This is a genomic window from Microcoleus sp. N9_A2, from assembly GCF_036701775.1.
Taxonomy (GTDB): domain Bacteria; phylum Cyanobacteriota; class Cyanobacteriia; order Cyanobacteriales; family Microcoleaceae; genus Microcoleus.
The window spans coordinates 1-18,700 of the sequence record NZ_JAUBRH010000060.1; the positions used below are offsets into that span (position 1 = coordinate 1).

General features: G+C 46.1%; 17 protein-coding genes. 11 read left to right on the forward strand and 6 right to left on the reverse strand.

Annotated features, from left to right (window positions below):
* Positions 1–593 precede the first annotated feature (593 nt).
* Positions 594–1,226: an ATP-dependent Clp endopeptidase proteolytic subunit ClpP gene (clpP, locus tag QUA44_RS24935; RefSeq protein ID WP_333255332.1), complete on the forward strand. Its 633-nt coding sequence runs from the start codon at positions 594–596 to the stop codon at positions 1,224–1,226.
* Positions 1,227–1,436: 210 nt separating this feature from the next.
* On the opposite strand, the gene QUA44_RS24940 is transcribed toward clpP, so the two are convergent.
* A complete protein-coding gene (locus QUA44_RS24940; RefSeq protein ID WP_333255326.1) occupies positions 1,437–2,435 on the reverse strand; it encodes a hypothetical protein in 999 nt (332 codons plus the stop codon).
* A gap of 876 nt (positions 2,436–3,311) precedes the next feature.
* Between QUA44_RS24940 and QUA44_RS24945 the strand changes: the two genes are divergently transcribed.
* From QUA44_RS24945 to QUA44_RS24960, 4 genes are all read left to right on the forward strand, one after another.
* Positions 3,312–5,678 carry a ribonuclease R family protein gene (locus QUA44_RS24945; RefSeq protein WP_333255324.1) on the forward strand — a complete coding sequence of 789 codons (2,367 nt, stop codon included), beginning with the start codon at positions 3,312–3,314 and terminating at the stop codon, positions 5,676–5,678.
* A 431-nt stretch (positions 5,679–6,109) separates the two neighbouring features.
* Positions 6,110–6,745 (forward strand): flavin prenyltransferase UbiX, encoded by a 636-nt coding sequence (locus QUA44_RS24950; RefSeq protein ID WP_333255323.1) that lies wholly within the window; start codon positions 6,110–6,112, stop codon positions 6,743–6,745.
* A 181-nt stretch (positions 6,746–6,926) separates the two neighbouring features.
* On the forward strand, positions 6,927–7,811 hold the full coding sequence (locus tag QUA44_RS24955) for a LapA family protein (RefSeq protein ID WP_333255321.1): 885 nt from the start codon (positions 6,927–6,929) through the stop codon (positions 7,809–7,811).
* 6 nt (positions 7,812–7,817) lie between these two features.
* Positions 7,818–8,384, forward strand: coding sequence for a shikimate kinase (locus tag QUA44_RS24960; protein WP_333255319.1), 567 nt, complete (start codon positions 7,818–7,820; stop codon positions 8,382–8,384).
* A gap of 1,064 nt (positions 8,385–9,448) precedes the next feature.
* Here QUA44_RS24960 and QUA44_RS24965 read toward each other — a convergent pair.
* Positions 9,449–9,892 carry a hypothetical protein gene (locus QUA44_RS24965; RefSeq protein WP_333255317.1) on the reverse strand — a complete coding sequence of 148 codons (444 nt, stop codon included), beginning with the start codon at positions 9,890–9,892 and terminating at the stop codon, positions 9,449–9,451.
* A 65-nt stretch (positions 9,893–9,957) separates the two neighbouring features.
* A complete protein-coding gene (locus tag QUA44_RS24970; RefSeq protein WP_006635751.1) occupies positions 9,958–10,362 on the reverse strand; it encodes an NIL domain-containing protein in 405 nt (134 codons plus the stop codon).
* A gap of 181 nt (positions 10,363–10,543) precedes the next feature.
* Here QUA44_RS24970 and QUA44_RS24975 point away from each other — a divergent pair, with 181 nt between their 5' ends.
* The 3 genes from QUA44_RS24975 (at position 10,544) to QUA44_RS24985 (ending at position 12,002) form a co-directional block, all read left to right on the forward strand.
* Complete coding sequence (locus QUA44_RS24975) at positions 10,544–11,146, forward strand: thioredoxin family protein (protein WP_333255315.1); 603 nt, start codon at positions 10,544–10,546, stop codon at positions 11,144–11,146.
* A 276-nt stretch (positions 11,147–11,422) separates the two neighbouring features.
* Positions 11,423–11,785, forward strand: coding sequence for a DUF6972 family protein (locus QUA44_RS24980; protein ID WP_333255313.1), 363 nt, complete (start codon positions 11,423–11,425; stop codon positions 11,783–11,785).
* Positions 11,745–12,002, forward strand: coding sequence for a hypothetical protein (locus QUA44_RS24985; RefSeq protein ID WP_333153086.1), 258 nt, complete (start codon positions 11,745–11,747; stop codon positions 12,000–12,002). The genes QUA44_RS24980 and QUA44_RS24985 overlap by 41 nt, the downstream gene beginning before the upstream one ends.
* Positions 12,003–12,157: 155 nt before the next feature.
* On the opposite strand, the gene QUA44_RS24990 is transcribed toward QUA44_RS24985, so the two are convergent.
* Positions 12,158–14,404, reverse strand: a complete 2,247-nt coding sequence (locus tag QUA44_RS24990; protein ID WP_333255311.1) for a dynamin family protein — start codon at positions 14,402–14,404, stop codon at positions 12,158–12,160.
* Between the two features lie 213 nt (positions 14,405–14,617).
* Here QUA44_RS24990 and QUA44_RS24995 point away from each other — a divergent pair, with 213 nt between their 5' ends.
* The 3 genes from QUA44_RS24995 to QUA44_RS25005 all read left to right on the forward strand — a co-directional run bounded on the left by QUA44_RS24995 (position 14,618) and on the right by QUA44_RS25005 (position 17,723).
* Complete coding sequence (locus QUA44_RS24995; RefSeq protein ID WP_333255309.1) at positions 14,618–16,015, forward strand: NB-ARC domain-containing protein; 1,398 nt, start codon at positions 14,618–14,620, stop codon at positions 16,013–16,015.
* 183 nt (positions 16,016–16,198) lie between these two features.
* On the forward strand, positions 16,199–16,855 hold the full coding sequence (locus QUA44_RS25000; protein WP_333255307.1) for a 5-formyltetrahydrofolate cyclo-ligase: 657 nt from the start codon (positions 16,199–16,201) through the stop codon (positions 16,853–16,855).
* 88 nt (positions 16,856–16,943) lie between these two features.
* Positions 16,944–17,723 carry a fumarylacetoacetate hydrolase family protein gene (locus QUA44_RS25005; protein ID WP_333255305.1) on the forward strand — a complete coding sequence of 260 codons (780 nt, stop codon included), beginning with the start codon at positions 16,944–16,946 and terminating at the stop codon, positions 17,721–17,723.
* 80 nt (positions 17,724–17,803) lie between these two features.
* Here QUA44_RS25005 and QUA44_RS25010 read toward each other — a convergent pair whose 3' ends face one another.
* Both QUA44_RS25010 and QUA44_RS25015 read right to left on the reverse strand, forming a co-directional pair.
* On the reverse strand, positions 17,804–18,277 hold the full coding sequence (locus QUA44_RS25010) for a Tic20 family protein (protein ID WP_333255303.1): 474 nt from the start codon (positions 18,275–18,277) through the stop codon (positions 17,804–17,806).
* Positions 18,278–18,484: 207 nt separating this feature from the next.
* Positions 18,485–18,682 (reverse strand): hypothetical protein, encoded by a 198-nt coding sequence (locus tag QUA44_RS25015; protein WP_332983033.1) that lies wholly within the window; start codon positions 18,680–18,682, stop codon positions 18,485–18,487.
* Between the last annotated feature and the right edge of the window lie 18 nt (positions 18,683–18,700).

Here is an 18,700-nt window from a genome sequence, read left to right on the forward strand (position 1 = left end):
CATCATCGTAAATGGGCGAGATACCGTTTGACAATTTTGGGGAAGTTAGAAAATAGCATTTCAGTTGATTATTAATAATTTATAACTCTGCAATTATACATTGTTGGGCCAATTTTAGCAATCTTTTCCTATCATTCAACACTTCTGGATTCACCGGTTAAAGTTTCAGATTTGGTAGAAAAGATTCAGGGGATGGAATTCCAGTGGGGATTTAGCGATGGAAACTAAGAGGATATTCGAGCCAAGGATCGCAAATTAAATAATTTACACAAGTTTGTGGGATGGGCGTCCCGCCCGTCCTTTCTGGATGGGCGGGACGCCCATCCCACAAGAAATATCAAATTGTAAGTTATTTAATTCTCATTCCCAAGTTATACCTGGAGTGAGGAAGATTGTCTCGATGTAACAACTTTTTCTTTGCAATACACAGCTACACTTTTCCCTGAGAGTGAGGAAATCCCACCCGTTCAAGTTTCGACTACGGACTCGATCGGGCCTCAACCCCGCCCAGCTCAAAGATTTTGCCGATTTCTCGATCGCACGCCACCGATCGCTAACTATAAATGAGCCCTAATCGCTAAAATTAAAAAAAGATACGTAATAGGCAGGCCCGGTCAATGATCCCAACAGTTATAGAACAATCCGGTCGCGGCGAACGCGCCTTTGACATTTACTCGCGACTCCTGCGCGATCGCATCGTCTTCTTGGGCCAACAGGTTGACTCTGACTTAGCCAACCTGATCGTTGCCCAATTGCTATTTTTAGACGCAGAAGACCCCGAAAAAGACATTTACCTCTATATCAACTCCCCTGGAGGTTCGGTATCAGCAGGTATGGGCATTTTTGACACCATGAACCACATCCGCCCCGACATTTGCACTATTTGTCTCGGTTTGGCCGCCAGCATGGGCGCTTTTCTGTTGAGTGCTGGCGCTAAAGGCAAGCGGATGAGTTTGCCTCACTCCCGGATTATGATCCACCAACCTCTCGGCGGAGCTCAAGGACAAGCAACCGATATTGAAATTCAGGCCAAAGAGATTTTGTACCACAAACGCCGCCTGAACGAACATCTTGCCAACCATACCGGTCAGCCGCTTTCCCGCATTGAAGAAGATACCGAACGGGATTTCTTCATGTCCGCTGAAGAAGCCAAGGACTACGGATTAGTCGATCAAGTGATCGATCGCCGTCCTTCCGCCAGCCGCCCGATCGCCGCTGTCGCCTAAATAAAAAATTAAAAATCAAAAATGAGGAAATATTCTTCATTTTTGATTTTTAACTTTTAACAGTCATATAGCAGTTTTCAGAGTGAATTACAGATGCTGGGGCGCATGATACGGCGTCAGAGTTAAGTCCTTACTGTATTTCATACAATTGAAAACTGCTATATGTAGCTTTTTCCAAAAAAACCTCACACCTAGAAACCTACAGAATTACTAAGGCAAAGATTCGAGATATTGCAGGAAGTCGAGCAATTCTACTTGATTTAAGAAATGGCGCGCTTCTTTGCCGTAACCTTGTTTGAGATAATCTTTTCCTTGATTGGCAGTCCAGTTCAACCGCTTGATTTCCTCAGTAGTTCTGCTGTAGATTTCCAGATATTCTAAGAAGTCCACCAACTGTTCGCTAGAAAGCTCTCTCTGGGACGACTTGCCGTAATTGTGTTCGAGACAGTCGCTTTCCTGTTTTTTCTTCCATTGCAGGCGTTTGAGGATTGCGTCTATTTGAGCGATCGTATCAGAATTATCCTCGATCGAATCGCTCGGAATTCCCACCGCGATCGGTTGCAATTCCCTCATTTCTGCAGCACCCTGCGGCAGTTCACTTTGGCTAGTAGTCGGCACATCCAGTTCCTGAAGTGGTTCGCCGTAGCTAGAAGAAAGCCAAGCGTCCGAGTCTAACTGCTTTGGTACGAACCCAGTCGCCTCGGCCGGATCGACCGTTGGCGGCAACGGTTCCGGTACAGGTGCGATCGGCTCTTCATTTAATTTCGCTTCAGTCTTGACAAAATTGCTTTGATCTGTTTCCGGCAATTTGTCAGCAACAGGCATTTCTAGAACCGGAAGAGGAACACTTGTCGGCCCAACAGGAACCGGAACAGCAGGAGGAGGGGGAGGGGGAACAGCAGCAACCGGGGAAACGGCAGGAGGAGGGGGAACAGCAGCAACCGAAGCAACCGGAGCAACCGGAGCAACCGGAGCCGGATCAACACTCGCGATCGCACGATCGGGCGCAGCAGATCCAAGAACAGCGATCGCTCGCAACCGGGCGCGGTCTTCAGCATCCTCAACAGACTCAGCAGCAGACATAGCCGTAGCAAGAGTTTTGCCGTCAACCTGAACCAGACAGCGAACAACAAACTTACCGTGATGAACAGTCAGCAACTCACAGATTAACTGTCCAGCGGGATAAAGGGCGCGAAATTCAGCAAACATAATTTTTTGACCCCGAAACCAGAAGGGGCTTATGACTTAAGTGTAGTACAGCCCTGAGAAAACAATTTTCTGAAAGCACATATTCAACATACAATAAATTAAAGGTGAGTCATCCGCGCAACCTTTCACGCCACTAAACCCCATCCCACATCCGGCGGTTTAAGCTAACAAGCACCGGGCGTCATTTCTACCTATAGGAGATGACACAGCAACTAAGCAAAAGTAGTAAAAGTCTCCGGTTTTGTGTAACTTGCACTTTCTACAGCACAGATTGCTCCCGACCCGCTCGTCGTTGCACCTCCGTCCGCAAGGGCAGATTGTGTGCAGAAAACAGGGGCATCGCAGCAGCGAGCTACTAGCAATTTTGCCTTGAGCCGGTAAATTCTTTGCTAAAGCAATAGGCAAGAGGCACTTCAAAAGGAAGAAGGAACAAGGCAGAAGGAACAAGGCAGAAGGAAGAAATGCAAACTTTCTCCCTCTCCATCCCTCCATCGGCTTATCCTCGACTCAAGCCGTTGCTTTCAGTATCGAGCCATCTTTTAAGAACCGACAGGGGCTTTCTAATTTGCGAAGTGTTCGGCGCTGCTGACCTAAAAGCAAACAAACCAACGCTAAAAAATTGTATTGGGGAATAGCGTGGGGGAGAGTTTTATGCACCGTCAGCAGTCAGTTCAAGACAGACAGCAGACAATTAGCACGAAGCTTGTGTCGGGAGAGAATATCAAAAAATCCTCGCGATCGAAAAAGGCGGCTGTACTCGCGTCTTATTAACCCGCGCATTTGTTGGGAAGCAGGCACAGCGAGGGCCCGAGGGGGTGCGGCTGATTTCGCCAAAATTTAGACTAATTGCTGGAAACAAGAGGATCGGATCGCTACATGGAATTTTCTATCGCTGCACTGCTGGCAAATTTTACAGAAGACAAATTAGTGGCTCCCAAAGCATTGGAGAAAAAACTCGATTGCAACGACGCCACCAGTCAACTCAAACTTCAAATCGCATTAGAAGCTCTAGAGAAAATTGGCATATTAGTCAAAGACAAAGGCCGCTATCGCCGAGTAGCTGAAGACGACGTAGTAGAAGCAAAACTGCGCTGTTCGAGCAAAGGATTTTGCTTTGCAATTCAAGACGCTGAAGGCTCAGAAGACGTTTACGTGCGGGAAAGTCACCTCTCGACAGCTTGGAATGGCGATCGAGTCTTAGTCAAAATCATCAAAGAAGGTAGCCGCCGCCGATCGCCCGAAGGCGAAGTCATGCTCATCCTCGAACGCGCCAACCCCTCGGTACTCGCGCGAGTCAAGCAAACCGCCACCCCCACCGGCCGCGTCAGCTACAGAGCAATCCCCCTCGACGATCGCCTGTTGTTTGAACTAGACTTGCTCGCAAACGGCACAAATCTCCAAGAGGCGATCGACCACCTAGTACACGTCGAAGTCAAACGCTACCCCCTCGGCACCCATCGCCCAGTCGGCAAAGTAGTACAGGTACTCGGTTCCGACGCCGAAGCCGCTGACGACCTCGACATCGTATGCTGCAAACACGACTTGCCGCGATCGTTCCCCGCCGCCGTCATCAAAGCAGCCGAAAATTTGCCCAGCAAAGTCAAAAAAACCGACATCAAAAAACGCCTAGATTTGCGTAACATTCTGACTGTTAGCTTCAGCAAAAACGAACCGGGAACAACCAACAGCGAAAACGATGCCCCTCAAGTTGAGGAGGAACATCTCTCCGAAGGAGGAGGCGAAAACGAGTTTGATCCGACATCCTTCCTCTCCGATCCGCCAGTGGAACGCGCTTTGTCGATCGAAACCCTGAAGCCCGGCCGCTGGCAAATAGGAATCCACATCAGCGACGCCGCCGAGTACGTGCAGCCAGAAACCCCGATCGACCGCGAAGCCCGCAAGCGAGGCACCGCCGCCCATCTGGGAGAAAAAATCATCGCCGTACTGCCAGAAACCCTCAACGAGCGCTGCTCCCTGCTGCCAGACAGCGAACGGCTGGCCTTCAGCATACTGCTCACCCTCGACCAATCAGGAGAACTCCTAGAATACGAAATTCAAACCAGCGTCATTCAAATTGACTACCACCTTACCTACGAGCAAGCTCAAGCAATTCTCGAACCAGGCGATGCCGAAGAGCACCCTTTATCCTCTGCCCTCCGTCCTTTCCTCGATCAACTCGGTGCCGCCTCACAGGCAGCCAGACAGACAAGGCTCAAACGGGGAGCTTTTGAACTAAATTTGCCTGATGCTAACTCTCACTTCGACGACGAAGGCGAATTAGGAGCTTTTGCAACAGCTCCCCCCGCTCAGTCGGCTGTGTCCGAGTTGGTGGTACTCGCCAACCAAGCTGTCGCCGCCCACCTGCAAGCCTTGGGAGTCCCAGCAATTTACCGCGTCCAGCCGATGCCAGACCCGGCAGACATTCAAGAGTTCATCAAACTCTCCAACAACCTCGGAGGCGAACTGTATCTCGAAACCGAAGAAGAAGTTTTGCCCTTGGACTTTCAGCGATTTACCCAGCAGTTTGCCGGCCTGAAGTCCGAAAGAGTTCTCACCTACCTGCTGGAAGACACCATGAAGCCCGCTGTTTACAGCACAACTCCCAAGCCGCACTTCGGTTTGTCGCTGTCAGAGGGTTACACGCGCTGCACTTCGCCGCTTTCCCGCTATGCCGATTTGCTGGTGCTGCGGGTGTTGCAAGCGGTGTTCGAGCAAGGCCGCAGCAGCCGCACAACACGGGCTAAGGAAAAAGTTGACTTGCACCATTCCTCCTGTCACGGTCAAATTACTTGGAATGTTCTCCCCCCAGATTTGCACCACGAATTTGAGACAGAGTTTGCATCGGTAGTAGTACACCTAACCGAACGCGAAAGAGTTGCTGAGGATGCCGAAAGCGATTTGCAGGGATTGAAGAAAACTGGATTGATGAAAGAACGCACCGGCCAAACTTTCCAGGGTTTGATTACAGGCGTGCAGTCTTACGGTTTCTTTGTGGAAATTGAGGTGCGGCCGCCGGAGAGCGACATCTTGCGTGTTGAGGGATTGGTGCACGTTTCTTCGCTGAAGGATGACTGGTACGAATATCGATCGCGCCAGCAAACTCTGGTGGGCCGGAAAAACCGCAATCAGTACCGTTTGGGCGATCGGGTAGAAGTTCAAGTCAAGAGTGTTGACTACTACCGCCAGCAAATTGATTTAGTTGCAGTTGGTGGCGGCAGTCAAGCTTTTGATGATGATGAATAATCTGTTGACTGTTGACTGTTGACTGTTGACTGTTGACTGTTGACTTTTCTAAATACTTAGTTGTCATTTTTTGGCAACTAAGTATTTAGAAGTGGGGGACAAACTATACTCAGCAATCATCAATAAATAATTAATGACTAATATCAAATCCGATAGCATCGTCGGGCGTTAAATCCAGCCAACAGTCAACAATTACGGACGGTGCAACCAGAATTTATATAACTTATCTGCGTGAATCTGTGTTAATTTGCCTATATCTGCGGTGAAAAAAAGAGAATGTATTAACCGCAGATAACAATGGATAGACGCTGATTCACGCAGAGGTCGAAAAGAGATATAGGAAGAATTCGGATGCTAACAAATTTGATATAACAACTAACAACAGTCAACAGTCAACCGACAACTAACAACTAACAAATAACAAATAACTAATGACGAATAACTACCCCCTAATCTTAGGAGTTACTGGAGCATCGGGACTGATTTATGCGGTGCGAACATTGAAATATTTGTTGGAAGCCGATCGCGCTGTGGAACTGGTAGCATCAAAATCTACCTACATGGTTTGGCAAAGCGAACAGAACATCCGAATGCCGGCAGAACCGACTCTGCAAGAAGAATTCTGGCGGGAACAAGCAGGAGTAGCCACAATGGGTAAACTTCGATGTCATCCCTGGCAAGATGTCGGTGCTAATATTGCTAGTGGCTCCTTTCGCACCCAAGGGATGATGATTATTCCCTGTAGCATGAGTACACTAGGCAAGTTGGCGGCTGGCTTGAGCTCGGATTTGCTCGAAAGAGCGGCCGACGTTCAGCTAAAGGAAGGGCGAAAATTGGTACTTGTACCTAGAGAAACGCCTTTTAGCTTGATTCACCTGCGGAATTTGACTACCTTGGCCGAAGCTGGAGCTAGAATTGTACCAGCGATTCCTGCCTGGTATCACAATCCGCAAACTATTGAAGATTTGGTAGACTTTGTGGTGGCTCGCGCTTTAGACCAGTTGGGGATTGATTGCGTTCCTCTAAAACGCTGGAAGGAAGAAGGTCAGTTGACAGTTGACAGTTGACAGTTGACGGTTGACAGTTGGCAGTTGACAGTTGACAGTTGACAGTTGACAGTAACAACCAATAACCAATAACAAACAACCAATAACAAACAACAAATAACCAATAACCAATAACCAATAACTGACAACAAACAACTGACAACTGACAACTGACAACAAACAAATTCCCAATATTTTTAATATGCGTGCTGTATTTTTGCTAGTAATTGTGGTAGGGCTGACTATTTTTGCCCTGCAAAATGTGGAGCCGGCATTATCGCTGGTATTTTTGGGAGTTCGATCGCCTGCTGTGCCCTTATCTATCTGGATTCTGCTCAGCATGGCGGTGGGAGCTCTCACATCTTTATTGATTTCTGGTTTGCTGGCTTTTTCAAATTACGTATCTGCAACGCGCGCCCGCACCGGCCGCGACAGTCGCAGCCGTCCCGATACTTTCCCCGAAGACGGGAGAACACCTTACACGCCACCTCCCCCTCCGAGAAAACAGGAAATTGACCCATATCTGAATTCGGAAAATAGCCAAACTCAGGCTGCTGGTTCCTACCGAACTGAGTACGGCACGTCGGCTGGTTACAGTGCCCGGACTTTCCAGCAAGAAACTCCGAACCCGGATGGGGCGAAGGATTACGCTCAACCGGGGACTTATGCAGCGGCAGACGATGAGGACGATTGGGTCTCAGATGGCTCAAAATCGGGTTCTCAAGGGGGCGATGATGATTGGGGGGACGATCGCGATTTTGCCGCTCGACCGCAGGTAAATGACGTTGCAGGGGCAAATCCGAGGAATTACGAAACTAAACAAGAACCGAAAAGCAAGTCTTGGGCTGGCTCGGTATACTCTTACGGCTATCGAGATCCGAACCAGTCGGGGGTGGGGCAAACTGAGTCTGTCTACGATGCGGAGTATCGGGTGCTGGTTCCCCCGCAAGAGCCCATACCTCCAGCGGGAGGCGGGGAAGCACCCAAAAATCCTAGTGCAGAAGCAGAGGATGATTGGGGATTGGATGAGGATGATGTATTTGAGGAGGATCGCCCCAGCGGCGGGCCGATTAACCTAAAAAAATAGAAAAATATGGAGGATTTGGCGGTGGATTTGTTGAGGGGAGTTAATATCTATCTCGTGGGGATGATGGGTGCGGGAAAAACAACGGTGGGGCGGATTTTGGCAAGAAAATTAAAATACCGTTTTTTTGATACTGATGAACTAATTGTTCGAGTTGCTAATCAGTCAATTGCTGAGATTTTCGATCGCGAAGGGGAAGAGGCTTTTCGGGAACTAGAAACGAAAGTGCTCGGCGAATTGTCTGCTTATCAAAATTCGGTGGTGGCTACGGGCGGCGGTATTGTGGCGCGATCGATGAATTGGGGTTACTTGCACTACGGTGTAGTAGTTTGGCTGGATGTGCCTGTAGATCAATTGTACGATCGACTGCGATCGGACACCGCTCGACCCCTACTGCAGGAGGGCGAGCTCAAATCTAAGCTGCAAAGCCTTTTGAACGAGCGAGAGCGTTTCTACACTCAAGCAGATGTCCGAGTTTCCATTGGTAGAGGCGACAGACCTGAAGAAGTGGCGCGTCGGGCGATCGAAGAGATCAAAAAAGTTATCAAATCTGAAACCGGGCCTGATCTCAATTGATACATTCAAAAACTGGGTTGCTTACAAAATAACAGGTTGCTCAGGACTTTTGGTATTAGTTCCCAAAAATAATGCAACCCTACACAAGCTCCAAACAACCAGATTCATCAGTCATTCCCAAAATCTAAAATCTAAAATCTAAAATCTAAAATGGTATGACTTCGGTAAAAATACTGATTTTTGTCTGAGTGTGCCCGTTTAACGACCCAATATTTTTAAATCCACCGGGTTTGAGTGGATGTGATGCGTAACTTTTATAAGTATAGACCTCTTGCATAAATCTTTGATTGATGGCTCGACCGCAGATAAAAGGCAGATAAACACGGATGAACGCAGATAATTTCAAAATAGAAAAGTGACTTTTGTAAGAAGTCTTATGAGGATGTGGCGATGCGGAGATTTTATACAAGAACTAATGGCAGACTCGTCTGATGCGTTAAAGTCGGCTATTGAGTGCTCCCTAAAAATAAAATGGCCCCACCGCTGAAGGGCTGTAGGGCGCAAGGACAGTTAAACGCTAACTTGATTGTCGGGAAATTTAGCATCAATGCTATCCTCCTGTGTGACGATTTTACGATCGTCCATTCACTCATCAACTCTCCTGTATCAAAAAATGTAACCTAGCACCGATCGAATTCCACCTGTCCTATTCTAAAAACAATACCTCATGCATTCTGACGAGCAGCTTCCTAAAGCTGCTTTTTTATTGCGATAAGTTTTTGGCTGCGGGACTTGCGGGTTCTTGGCAATAACATTTGGAGCAACAGTCGCTACATTTCAATACTGCCATAGCGGTTTTCAGTTCCACTCCTGGTTCGTCGGTAATTGGTAATTGGTAATTAGTCATTGGGAATTAGTAAAGCGCAACGGGGAATCGGCCATTGACAAGCTGTACCTCACCAGGCTTGAAAACTGCTATGATTAGGGCGCGGAACTGGGAATTAATCCGAGGGTGGGGGATTGAAAAAAAATAAGCTGTATTTATTGATGGACGATCTGATAGTTTTCGGCTAAATATCCGTTGCGAGTTATAGAATTTGGTTGGATGAATTTCCCGTTCCTCATTAAGAAAATACGAGCCTGCCTGTTTTTGACCAAAACTCGATCGCTCCGCCCAACCCCACACCTGTTAAAGAAATGGTAGCTAATACCGCAAAAGCCCGCCAATTTTTCCAACCAGATATTTGAATATCGAGCCTTGCCAAAGCTCCGGCTGAAATCAAGAGTAAACAAGTAGCAAAAAGGTGCATCCAGGCAATAACTACCACTGCCACAAAAGCTCCTAAAATTATAGAAATAAAAGCACCCATATCACTCGAAAACCACTCCAGGATTAATGCTTTTATGTCTCTCAGCGGGAAAGACAAGGCGGCAGCCAACACTAAAATTGAAGCTATGGCTAGAAACCAAGTCAGGTGCGGGGGAACATCAAACTCAGATAATTTCCAGCCAAAAGTGAAATAAGTAACAAAAAGTAGAGTTAGGGAAACCCAAGAGTTTTTTTTCATCCAATGGCACAATTAGGAGAACCAGGCAAAAAAAAGATGATGAGCCCGAGGACTTTGTACAGGGCCTATAGGTTAGTAGAAATAGCTTGCACCGGACAGGTAGGGATGCATTGCTCGCAAACGATACACCGCGATCGAGCAAAACTTAGTTTAAAGCTTTCTGGGTCAAGGGTCAAGGCTTCTGTCGGGCAAACCCCCGTACACAAACCGCAGTGAACGCAGATATCTTCGTCTATGAGTATTTCCCGACTGGCTAAGGAAACGCCGATGTTTTGCGATCGCATCCAGTCGATCGCCGCTTCTAGTTGGTCGATGTCCCCTGATAACTCTAGCACCAGCTTGCCCACTTGATTGGGAGCCACCTGAGCACGGATAATGTTGGCGGCAACATTAAAATCCTTTGCCAGTCGATAGGTGACAGGCATTTGGATCGATCGTTGGGGAAACGTCAGTGTTACCCGTTTTTTCACCCTGCAAGTCCTCGGTAATTTACAAACAATCTTTGTTATCTTCTGTTTTAGCGCACTTGGTCTAATTGCTGCCTTTACCACAAATTTTTATGAGATGAGTCGGATTATCTCAAAATGTGCTATAATAATTTAAATCTATTATTTAAAATAAAAACATAGAAATCAAAACGCAATTTATTTTATGACCCAGAATTCCCCCAAGTCAACTGTCGCCCCCGCCGCCAAGAATCCCGAAACAAAAGTCGCCACGCGCCTCAGAAACTTATTGATCGTGTTGACCGCGATCGCCCTTTCGGTATCCATCTTTTTCGGAGTGCGAACCCAAACGCCGTCAAGCAGTCTCACCGAAATGGCAAAAGCTTCAACGCCCTTAGAAACAGCTTTGGTAAACGGCAAACCGACACTCATGGAATTTTATGCTAATTGGTGCGGTAGCTGTCAGGCAATGGCCAACGATCTGAGCGAAATCAAACAGAAATACGCCGAACCGATGAATTTTGTGATGCTGAATGTAGACAATGACAAATGGCTGCCAGAAATCACAAAATATCGAGTAGATGGCATTCCGCACTTTGTCTATTTGAACGATAAAGGTAGCGCCGTTGCTGAAACGATGGGCGAAATGCCGCGCAGTATTATGGAAGCTAACTTAGAAGCTTTAATTGCAGGAAAACCTCTGCCACACGTCCAAGCAGGCGGTCAAGTTTCTAATTTTACTCCCCCCACAGGGCCTGTGAAAACAAGTAGCTCCGACCCCCGCGCCCACGGCTCTCAAGTACAGTAAAAGAAGTCATTAGTCAGTAGTCAGTAGTCAGTAGGAATAAGAGGCGTTGCTGATTTACGGTATGAAAGGCTAAATATGCCAGTCATAGAAACCAGTATTGACACAGCTTGGGGATTTTCAACTTATTTTTTTCATACCCTGATTAAGCAACGCTAACATGAGAGCGATCGCACCTCTGTTAAGGAAGGGCGATCGCTCCTCAATTCAAGTCAGGGCGATCGCTCTTGATGTAAGGTGATGGTAAACTGAATTGCAAGTATCCTATATGATTAGTTAATGAGTGGCATTAACCGCGAACTAACACCAGACCCAAGAACCAGTTTATTTGACAAACATCTTCCCGAAACGCCACAGGTACAAAGACTGCTGAGAAAAGAAGGAAAAGCTCATGTGTTTAATGACAGAGCCACAAGAGATTTAGTGATACAAGCTATTATAGATAGAGGAGAGCTTACAGGGATTGAGGAGGAAACCGATGACTACGATCGCTACGGGCGATACTTTGATTATCCTATAGGTTATCAAATTAGAGCCGACGGCAGTCGCATTCCGCTGTATTACGCAGAAATTAAAATTATCAAAGGAACTAATAATTACCATGTTATCCCCCGCACCAAACCTCGTCGAACAAATCAATGATTGGGAATTTATCGAGTTGTGGGTAGATCCGATTGTTTTCCCGCCTCGAATTCTGATGTTAGTGGGTGGCAAAAATAGTAAGTGTTGTATTTACGAGCCATCGGCGAATTATAAACCGCTGTTTTTAAGTTCCAGTTACGATGAGGCTCACTCGTGGCTAGTGGAAGATGAATATGAGCGAGTTGATGGTAGGCTTTTAGCCTCGGAAATAGTTTGAGTCAATAAAATGAGGGCGATCGCGCCTCGGTTCAGGAAGGGCGATCGCTTTGGAGGATAGGATTTTTAAAATGGCACTTGCCTAGTTAAAACTACCCGTTCAATACGTCGTTTTATTGGGTTTGGGTTGTTTCCCACGAGAACCGCTGGTTTTTTTTACAAACATTCTCCCTGGGTATCCCAAGGAATGTTGGCGAAAAAAACCCTGAGTTTCTCCAGATTTATGATAATCTCTTCAATTCGTTCTTTTGAGTGGGTATCAGTTGAAGTAATTTCGTGCAGATGCTTGAGATACTGTTTGCATTTTGCTTCAACTGCATCGGCACCTTTCTCAAAGGCTGTGGCTGTCTCTTGCCAATACTGGTCGATTCCTCCTAAGAATTTATCAACAACACCCTGTTTTTTGAATTGTTGGTGAATTTCTTTTGCTAACCGCTTCTGCCAAGCTTCCGATAAACTCCACACAAAAGAAGCCACTCCAGCAGCTAAACCGATCCCTAGAACTATTGGGCCACCAATCGCAGCTACGAAAGAAATTACTGTTGCCGTGCCACCACCGATACTAATACCAAGTGCTGACAAAAGACTGACTAATTTCGCTACTAAGATATAGCTGCCAAGATTGCCAAGACTGGCTGCCCAAGCGGCTAAGGCACCATAAGTACCTAAACCTGCTATTCCACCAAGAAAAGCTCCTTTTGTATCGAAGGGAATAGATACTACTATTCCATCTTTGTTGGGAAGTTTAGGCACTGGGTATTTTTCCAGAAAAGCGTCAATCTCAGCCTTGAGTTTTTCAGAATTGACACTAATCCGACTTTCTAAATGACTTTGCAGCAGATCGACTAAATAACCGGGAGCGTATTCTTGAGCCTCTTTCTTTTTGTCGTATCTCTGGCGAATCATTTGTTCTATAAACTCTACATCGATCTTTTTTGCCGCATAGGCCTGAAATGATTGGCGGGTATCTTTCTCTAATTCCTTAATTTGTTTGCTCACTTGACTGCGTTTTTGCCGCATTTCTCGCTGACGTTCAGGTTCATTTTTCTCCGCTTTGTCAAGCTCCTTTCGATAGTCTTCTATTTTGGTAACAGTTGTTTGATATTGCTCAATCGAGTTAGCGTATTCTTGTTTTTTGTCTTTTTTGACCGCATTAATTTCGCGGTCGATACGAGAGATGACTGGTTTAGGAAGAGTCTCGCAGAGGAGTTGAGTTAAATCATCAAAGAGACGCTGACAGCGATCGGGCTTTTCTGACCAGAAAGTGAAGAAACGCTTTTGCACATCTTCCTTGGTAATATCCCGCTTTGTTAGCTTCCGACGAAACTCTATAGCAGTTTCATCAAGTTCTTTATACAGTCGGGCTGAAGCTTTATTGAGAATTTTGGGAAGCTCATCGTCAGGGATACTCGGATCTGCGTGTGTCGCCACGATAAAGAAATTGCCTAGCGTCGGAAAGTCGTTGCACTCATTCTCTGGGGTCGGCAACAAACGCAGCAAATTCCGAAGTCGCACCATATCTTGACCATTGATGTGACCCTTGGCAGGAGAAGCATAAAGCAAGACATTAGCAATTTTGGTGGCACTATTAGCTTTCTCAACATCCTTTGATACTTCATCTTGTTTATCAGAGTAACCGGGAAGGTCAATCAGGTTACACGCTCTTAACAAAGGAGCATCTACATAAACTATAGCTGTATGTCCGCCGTCATTGCTGTCGTCAGAGTCATCATATTGGTGTACGCCATATTTTTCTAGCAGGTCAAAGGAGCCGAATTGCAAAAAATGCTTCTGACAACGCTCCCGATCCTCTAAATATAGGAAGTCAAAATTTAGCTGACCCTTTTCATCTTGCCAAAATTTCTCATCAATAATTCCCACATTTCCATCAAACCATTCGGGGCGACTTTCCACATGACAAACAATGGTAATGACTCTTGTTGCAGGCTGATAGCCTGTTGGCAATACTTTTTGACCTAAAAGAGTATTAGCAAGATAGGATTTACCAGAGTCAAAGGCTCCTGTCAAGACAACATTTGGTTTTTGGTAATACTGGTTAATTTGTTCTTGCAGAGCGTTAGGTTTACGTAGTTCCGTTGGCAATTCTAGCCAAGGTAAAAAAGAATTTTCATCGATATACTGATTAAGTAAATTTAGCCGGCGATAAAGTTCAGCGTAGGGACTGCCTGGTTCAATTCCAGGGAGTGGAGGTATTTCGTCTGACATGGCAGTTGCAATGTCAACACCTAATATTTGCAGCCATTTTACTGCCATTCCCATCGGAACTTTTGCAGGGAAATGCTCATAATTTTTAACCTGATCTACAGAAATGCCGATCCCGCTGGCAACTGATTCTTGACTGATACCTTTCTGTTCCCGATAGCGTCTAAAATTAATGTTCATAGCATTCTGCTACCCGCTAGTTTAATCCACAGGAAGTTATTTGTTTTTTATAATTATCTTCTAATTATGAATTTATCGGAGTCATAAAATGTCAAATTTTATCAGCAATTGAGACGAGCGATCTGTCAGAAAACGTCAGATTGTGCCATCTTTGTCAGAAAATGTCATAAAAAATATGATAAAATAGGCAAAACTTTCGCGCCTACCTGACTAATGAACGTTCAAGAAGTCTTGAGATTTGCCGATGACATGGTTTTCGCCAAGACGGGAGAACATTTGGAGGATCTGCAAAAAGCTATCCTGCTGGGTGTATGGAAAGGTCAAAGATACTCTAAAATTGCAGAAGAATCTCACTGCACAGAAGGTCATGTCAGAAATGTCGCATCGGAATTATGGCAACTACTCTCAGATGTATTAGGTGAAAATGTCAATAAATTAAATTTTAGGTCGGCATTGGAGAGGTCGCAATTTGCCTACTTTTCAAATTATGGAAAAAATTCTTTACAGATTGGTAATGTAAATGTCTGTGATAATAGTTTGCAAGCTCCCGAAATCCCAAAAACCCGATCGCCCTCCGCCCCCACCTCAGACACCTCCCAACCCCAAACCCGACTAGACTTAGCAGACGCACCTCATATTTCATCATTGTCCGATCGCACATCCGAACTCGCCACCCTGGAAAAATGGATCGTCCAAGAAAAGTGCAACCTCGCAGCCATATCAGGACTCAGCGGCATCGGCAAAACCGCACTTTCCCTCCACCTCATTCCACAAATTCAGCATAACTTTGAATACGTCATCTGGCGAAGTCTCCGCCACTCCCCACCGTTAGAAACTACCCTAAAAAATATCCTAGAATTTCTCTTAAATAAACCAGAAATCGAACTCCCTAGCAGCATCCCCGATCGCCTTTCCCTGTTAATGGAATATCTGCGAAAAAACCGCTGTCTCATCATCCTCGACGACGTGCAAACCATTCTCAGCAGCGGACAACTAGCAGGAAATTACCGCCCCGAATGCGAAAATTACAGCATCCTCTTCAGACAAATCGGAGAAACAACCCACAACAGTTGTTTAATCCTCAACAGTTGGGAACCTCCCAGAGAAATTACCGCCTTAAAAGGTGAAAATTTACCAGTTCGCAGCTTACAACTCAAAGGCATAGGTACAGCAGCAGCCGAAATTTTCCGACAAAAAAAATTACTCAATCCCGAAACATGGGAAAACCTAATTAACGCCTATGAAGGCAATCCATTGTGGTTAAAAATAGTCGCCACCACTATTCAAGAAATATTCCGAGGTAGGGTTGCAGAATTTTTGAAATATGATATGCTATTCTTAGGGGAAGAATTGGCAGCAACATTGCACCCGCAGATAAATCGTTTGTCCGAATTAGAGAAAAACCTCATCTGCCGCCTCAGCCGCGAAGCAAATTCAGTTTCAATAGAGCAATTGCTACAAGATGCCGATTTATCGCCCTCGGAGTTATTCAACGGGCTGCAATCTTTGGGCAGGCGATCGTTAGTTGAAATAGAAGAACAGGAGAATGAAACGCTATTTGGCGTTTGTCCTGTGGTAAGACAATATGTAATATCAAATCCAGTTTGTTGATACTTTCCGACATTCCGGCAGGGGTTGAAACCCCTGCCTCAAAGCTAAAGTCGGTTAAAACCGACTACAGAATGTGATGAAAATGCAATTAATTGTAGTCCTCTTTTAGAGGACTTTCGCTGTGAAACAGGGGTTCTCAACCCCTGTCGGACTCGAAGTCAAACGAGAGATTCGATCGAAAATATGAACACTCCTAAACCTTCATTAACTAAAACCGAATTAAGAAAATCGCTCCTCCACACCCGCAACTCCCTATCAACACAAGAATGGAGAAAAAATAGCGCGAGCATCTGCAATCATCTGCAAAACTCGCCCCTATTCACCCCAGCAAAAACAATCCTCGCCTACTTCAGTTGTCGTCAAGAACCAGATTTAAGTCCCCTATTTACATCTTCTGTGGAGGAAGCATCTTGCCTGCTCAATTCTGGAGACAGGCAAGATGCCTGTCCCACAAATGCCATTCTCACCCCTAAAAAATGGGGATTTCCCCGCTGTGTCGGCAAAGAGCTATCTTGGCACATCTGGCAGCCCGGAGATGCTTTACATACTGGAGCTTATGGCATACTTGAACCCCTGCCGGATGCTCCTAAAATAGATTGCTCAGAAGTAGATTTAATGCTCGTACCCGCTGTAGGCTGCGATGTTCGCGGCTATCGCTTGGGCTACGGCGGCGGCTATTACGACAGAATGTTCAGTTTACCTGAGTGGGAATCAAAAATTACGATCGGCATTATCTTTGAATTTGCCTTGCTGGCCCAACTACCAGTTGACTCGTGGGATAAACCGCTGCACGGAATTTGCACGGAAAGCGGTTGCAAAATTGCACAGCGAAAATCTTAAACGGGCATAAACAAATTAATTTTCCGCAATTATGCCTATATCCTCTTAATCTAGAATCTAGAATCTAAAATCTAAAATCTAAAATAGTATGGCCCAGCGCTACGTTCGAGTTAAAACAACACAAGGACACATCCATTACGGTTTACTGCAACTCAGCCACAGTGTGCAAGTATTTGATGCACCGCCCTGGTTAAAAGGACAACCAACCGATTTGGAACTTTCACCAGATACTTACCAAATTCTCGCCCCGTGTTCTCCCTCAAAAATTGTAGCCGTAGGCAAAAATTATGTCGATCACGCCGCCGAGATGGGAACCCCAGTACCGGAAGAACCCCTGCTGTTTTTCAAGCCTCCGAGTGCAGTCATCCCCGCAGGTGCAGCGATTCGTTATCCGCAGCAGTCGGAAAGGGTAGACTACGAAGGAGAATTGGCCCTGGTAATTGGCGAACATTGTACCAACTGCACTCCCGAACAAGCACACAGCAAAATTTGGGGCTATACTATCGCCAACGACGTAACAGCCAGAGATTTGCAAAAGCGGGACAACCAGTGGGCCAGAGCCAAAGGGTTCGATACTTTTTGTCCCTTGGGGCCTTGGATTGTCCGCGAACTGAGTCCTGCTGCACAATTGCAGACTTTTGTCAATGAGAGCGATCGACCGGTACAGTCATCCCAGATCGATCGCATGGTATTTTCGCCAGACTTTCTTGTCTCCTACATCAGTCAAATAATGACCCTAATTCCCGGCGATGTGATACTGACTGGAACACCGCAAGGAGTAGGGCCGCTACAAATAGGCGATCGAGTCCGCATCGAAATTGAAGGCATCGGCAGTCTTGAAAATACAGTAGTGATTAGTAATGGGTAATGGGTAATTGGTAATTATCACCAACAACTAACAACTGTCAACTGTCAACTGTCAACTGTCAACTGCCAACTGCCAACTGACTAACGTACCTGCATATAAACAGCATCCGAAAGCGGAGGAATCTCTGCATAGCGTCCCAAAAGCGACTGCACGACTGCATAGACAAATGCAGCAAAAGCGCCCAAAAACACCATGTTATACAGAGTTTCCGCAATAAATGCGACTTGGACGCCTTTTGAAAAAATCGGCAAAACTAGACCGCACAGCATCAAAACAATGTCTAAAAGAATCGCCTGCATCGCATTAAAACGAATGAAGTGACTGATGTTTTCGTTTCTAACTACTCCTAAATATAGGGCAAAGAAGATAATCAAGCTAGCAAAGGGCACCCTATAAAGTTGAAGCAACGGAGTTAGCGGGATCAAAAACAGTTGCAGGACAGGAAACTGTGCAAACAGATACCTGCCAAACCCCAGCCCGTCAATCAGTGGCAGCAAATAAGGCAAAGAAGCAAAAATCCGGTCTGGAACAGTTGTAGATCCGCGCCAAGTCATAATGAACTCTCCTGAGTCGATCGATTAACTATCAATTCCCGTTACACTCAGCATAACGCAGCAGGGTTTGTGTTCCGACTCGCCCGGAATTTTCCCACACTCAGAGCCGAGTAGATTCAGGGGTACTTAGATCGAGTCGGGTTCAATAGTCACCATGCCCGATGCCCGATGCCCGATGCCCGATGCCCGATGCCCGATGCCCCATGATTATTTAATATTGGCAATGACGAAGCCCATTTGACACTCGTACCGATCGGGCAAATTTTCCGTAGGTTTAGCAACTGGATGCCCGCAGCGAAGCTCTCCACCGCTCCAGCGAGGTTGGCCCGTGCGATCGGCGAGCACACAACCTTGGCAAACACACTGAGGGGCAAGCATCTGATTTTCCATTAGAATAACTAACATTTGATACCTCCGGCAGGT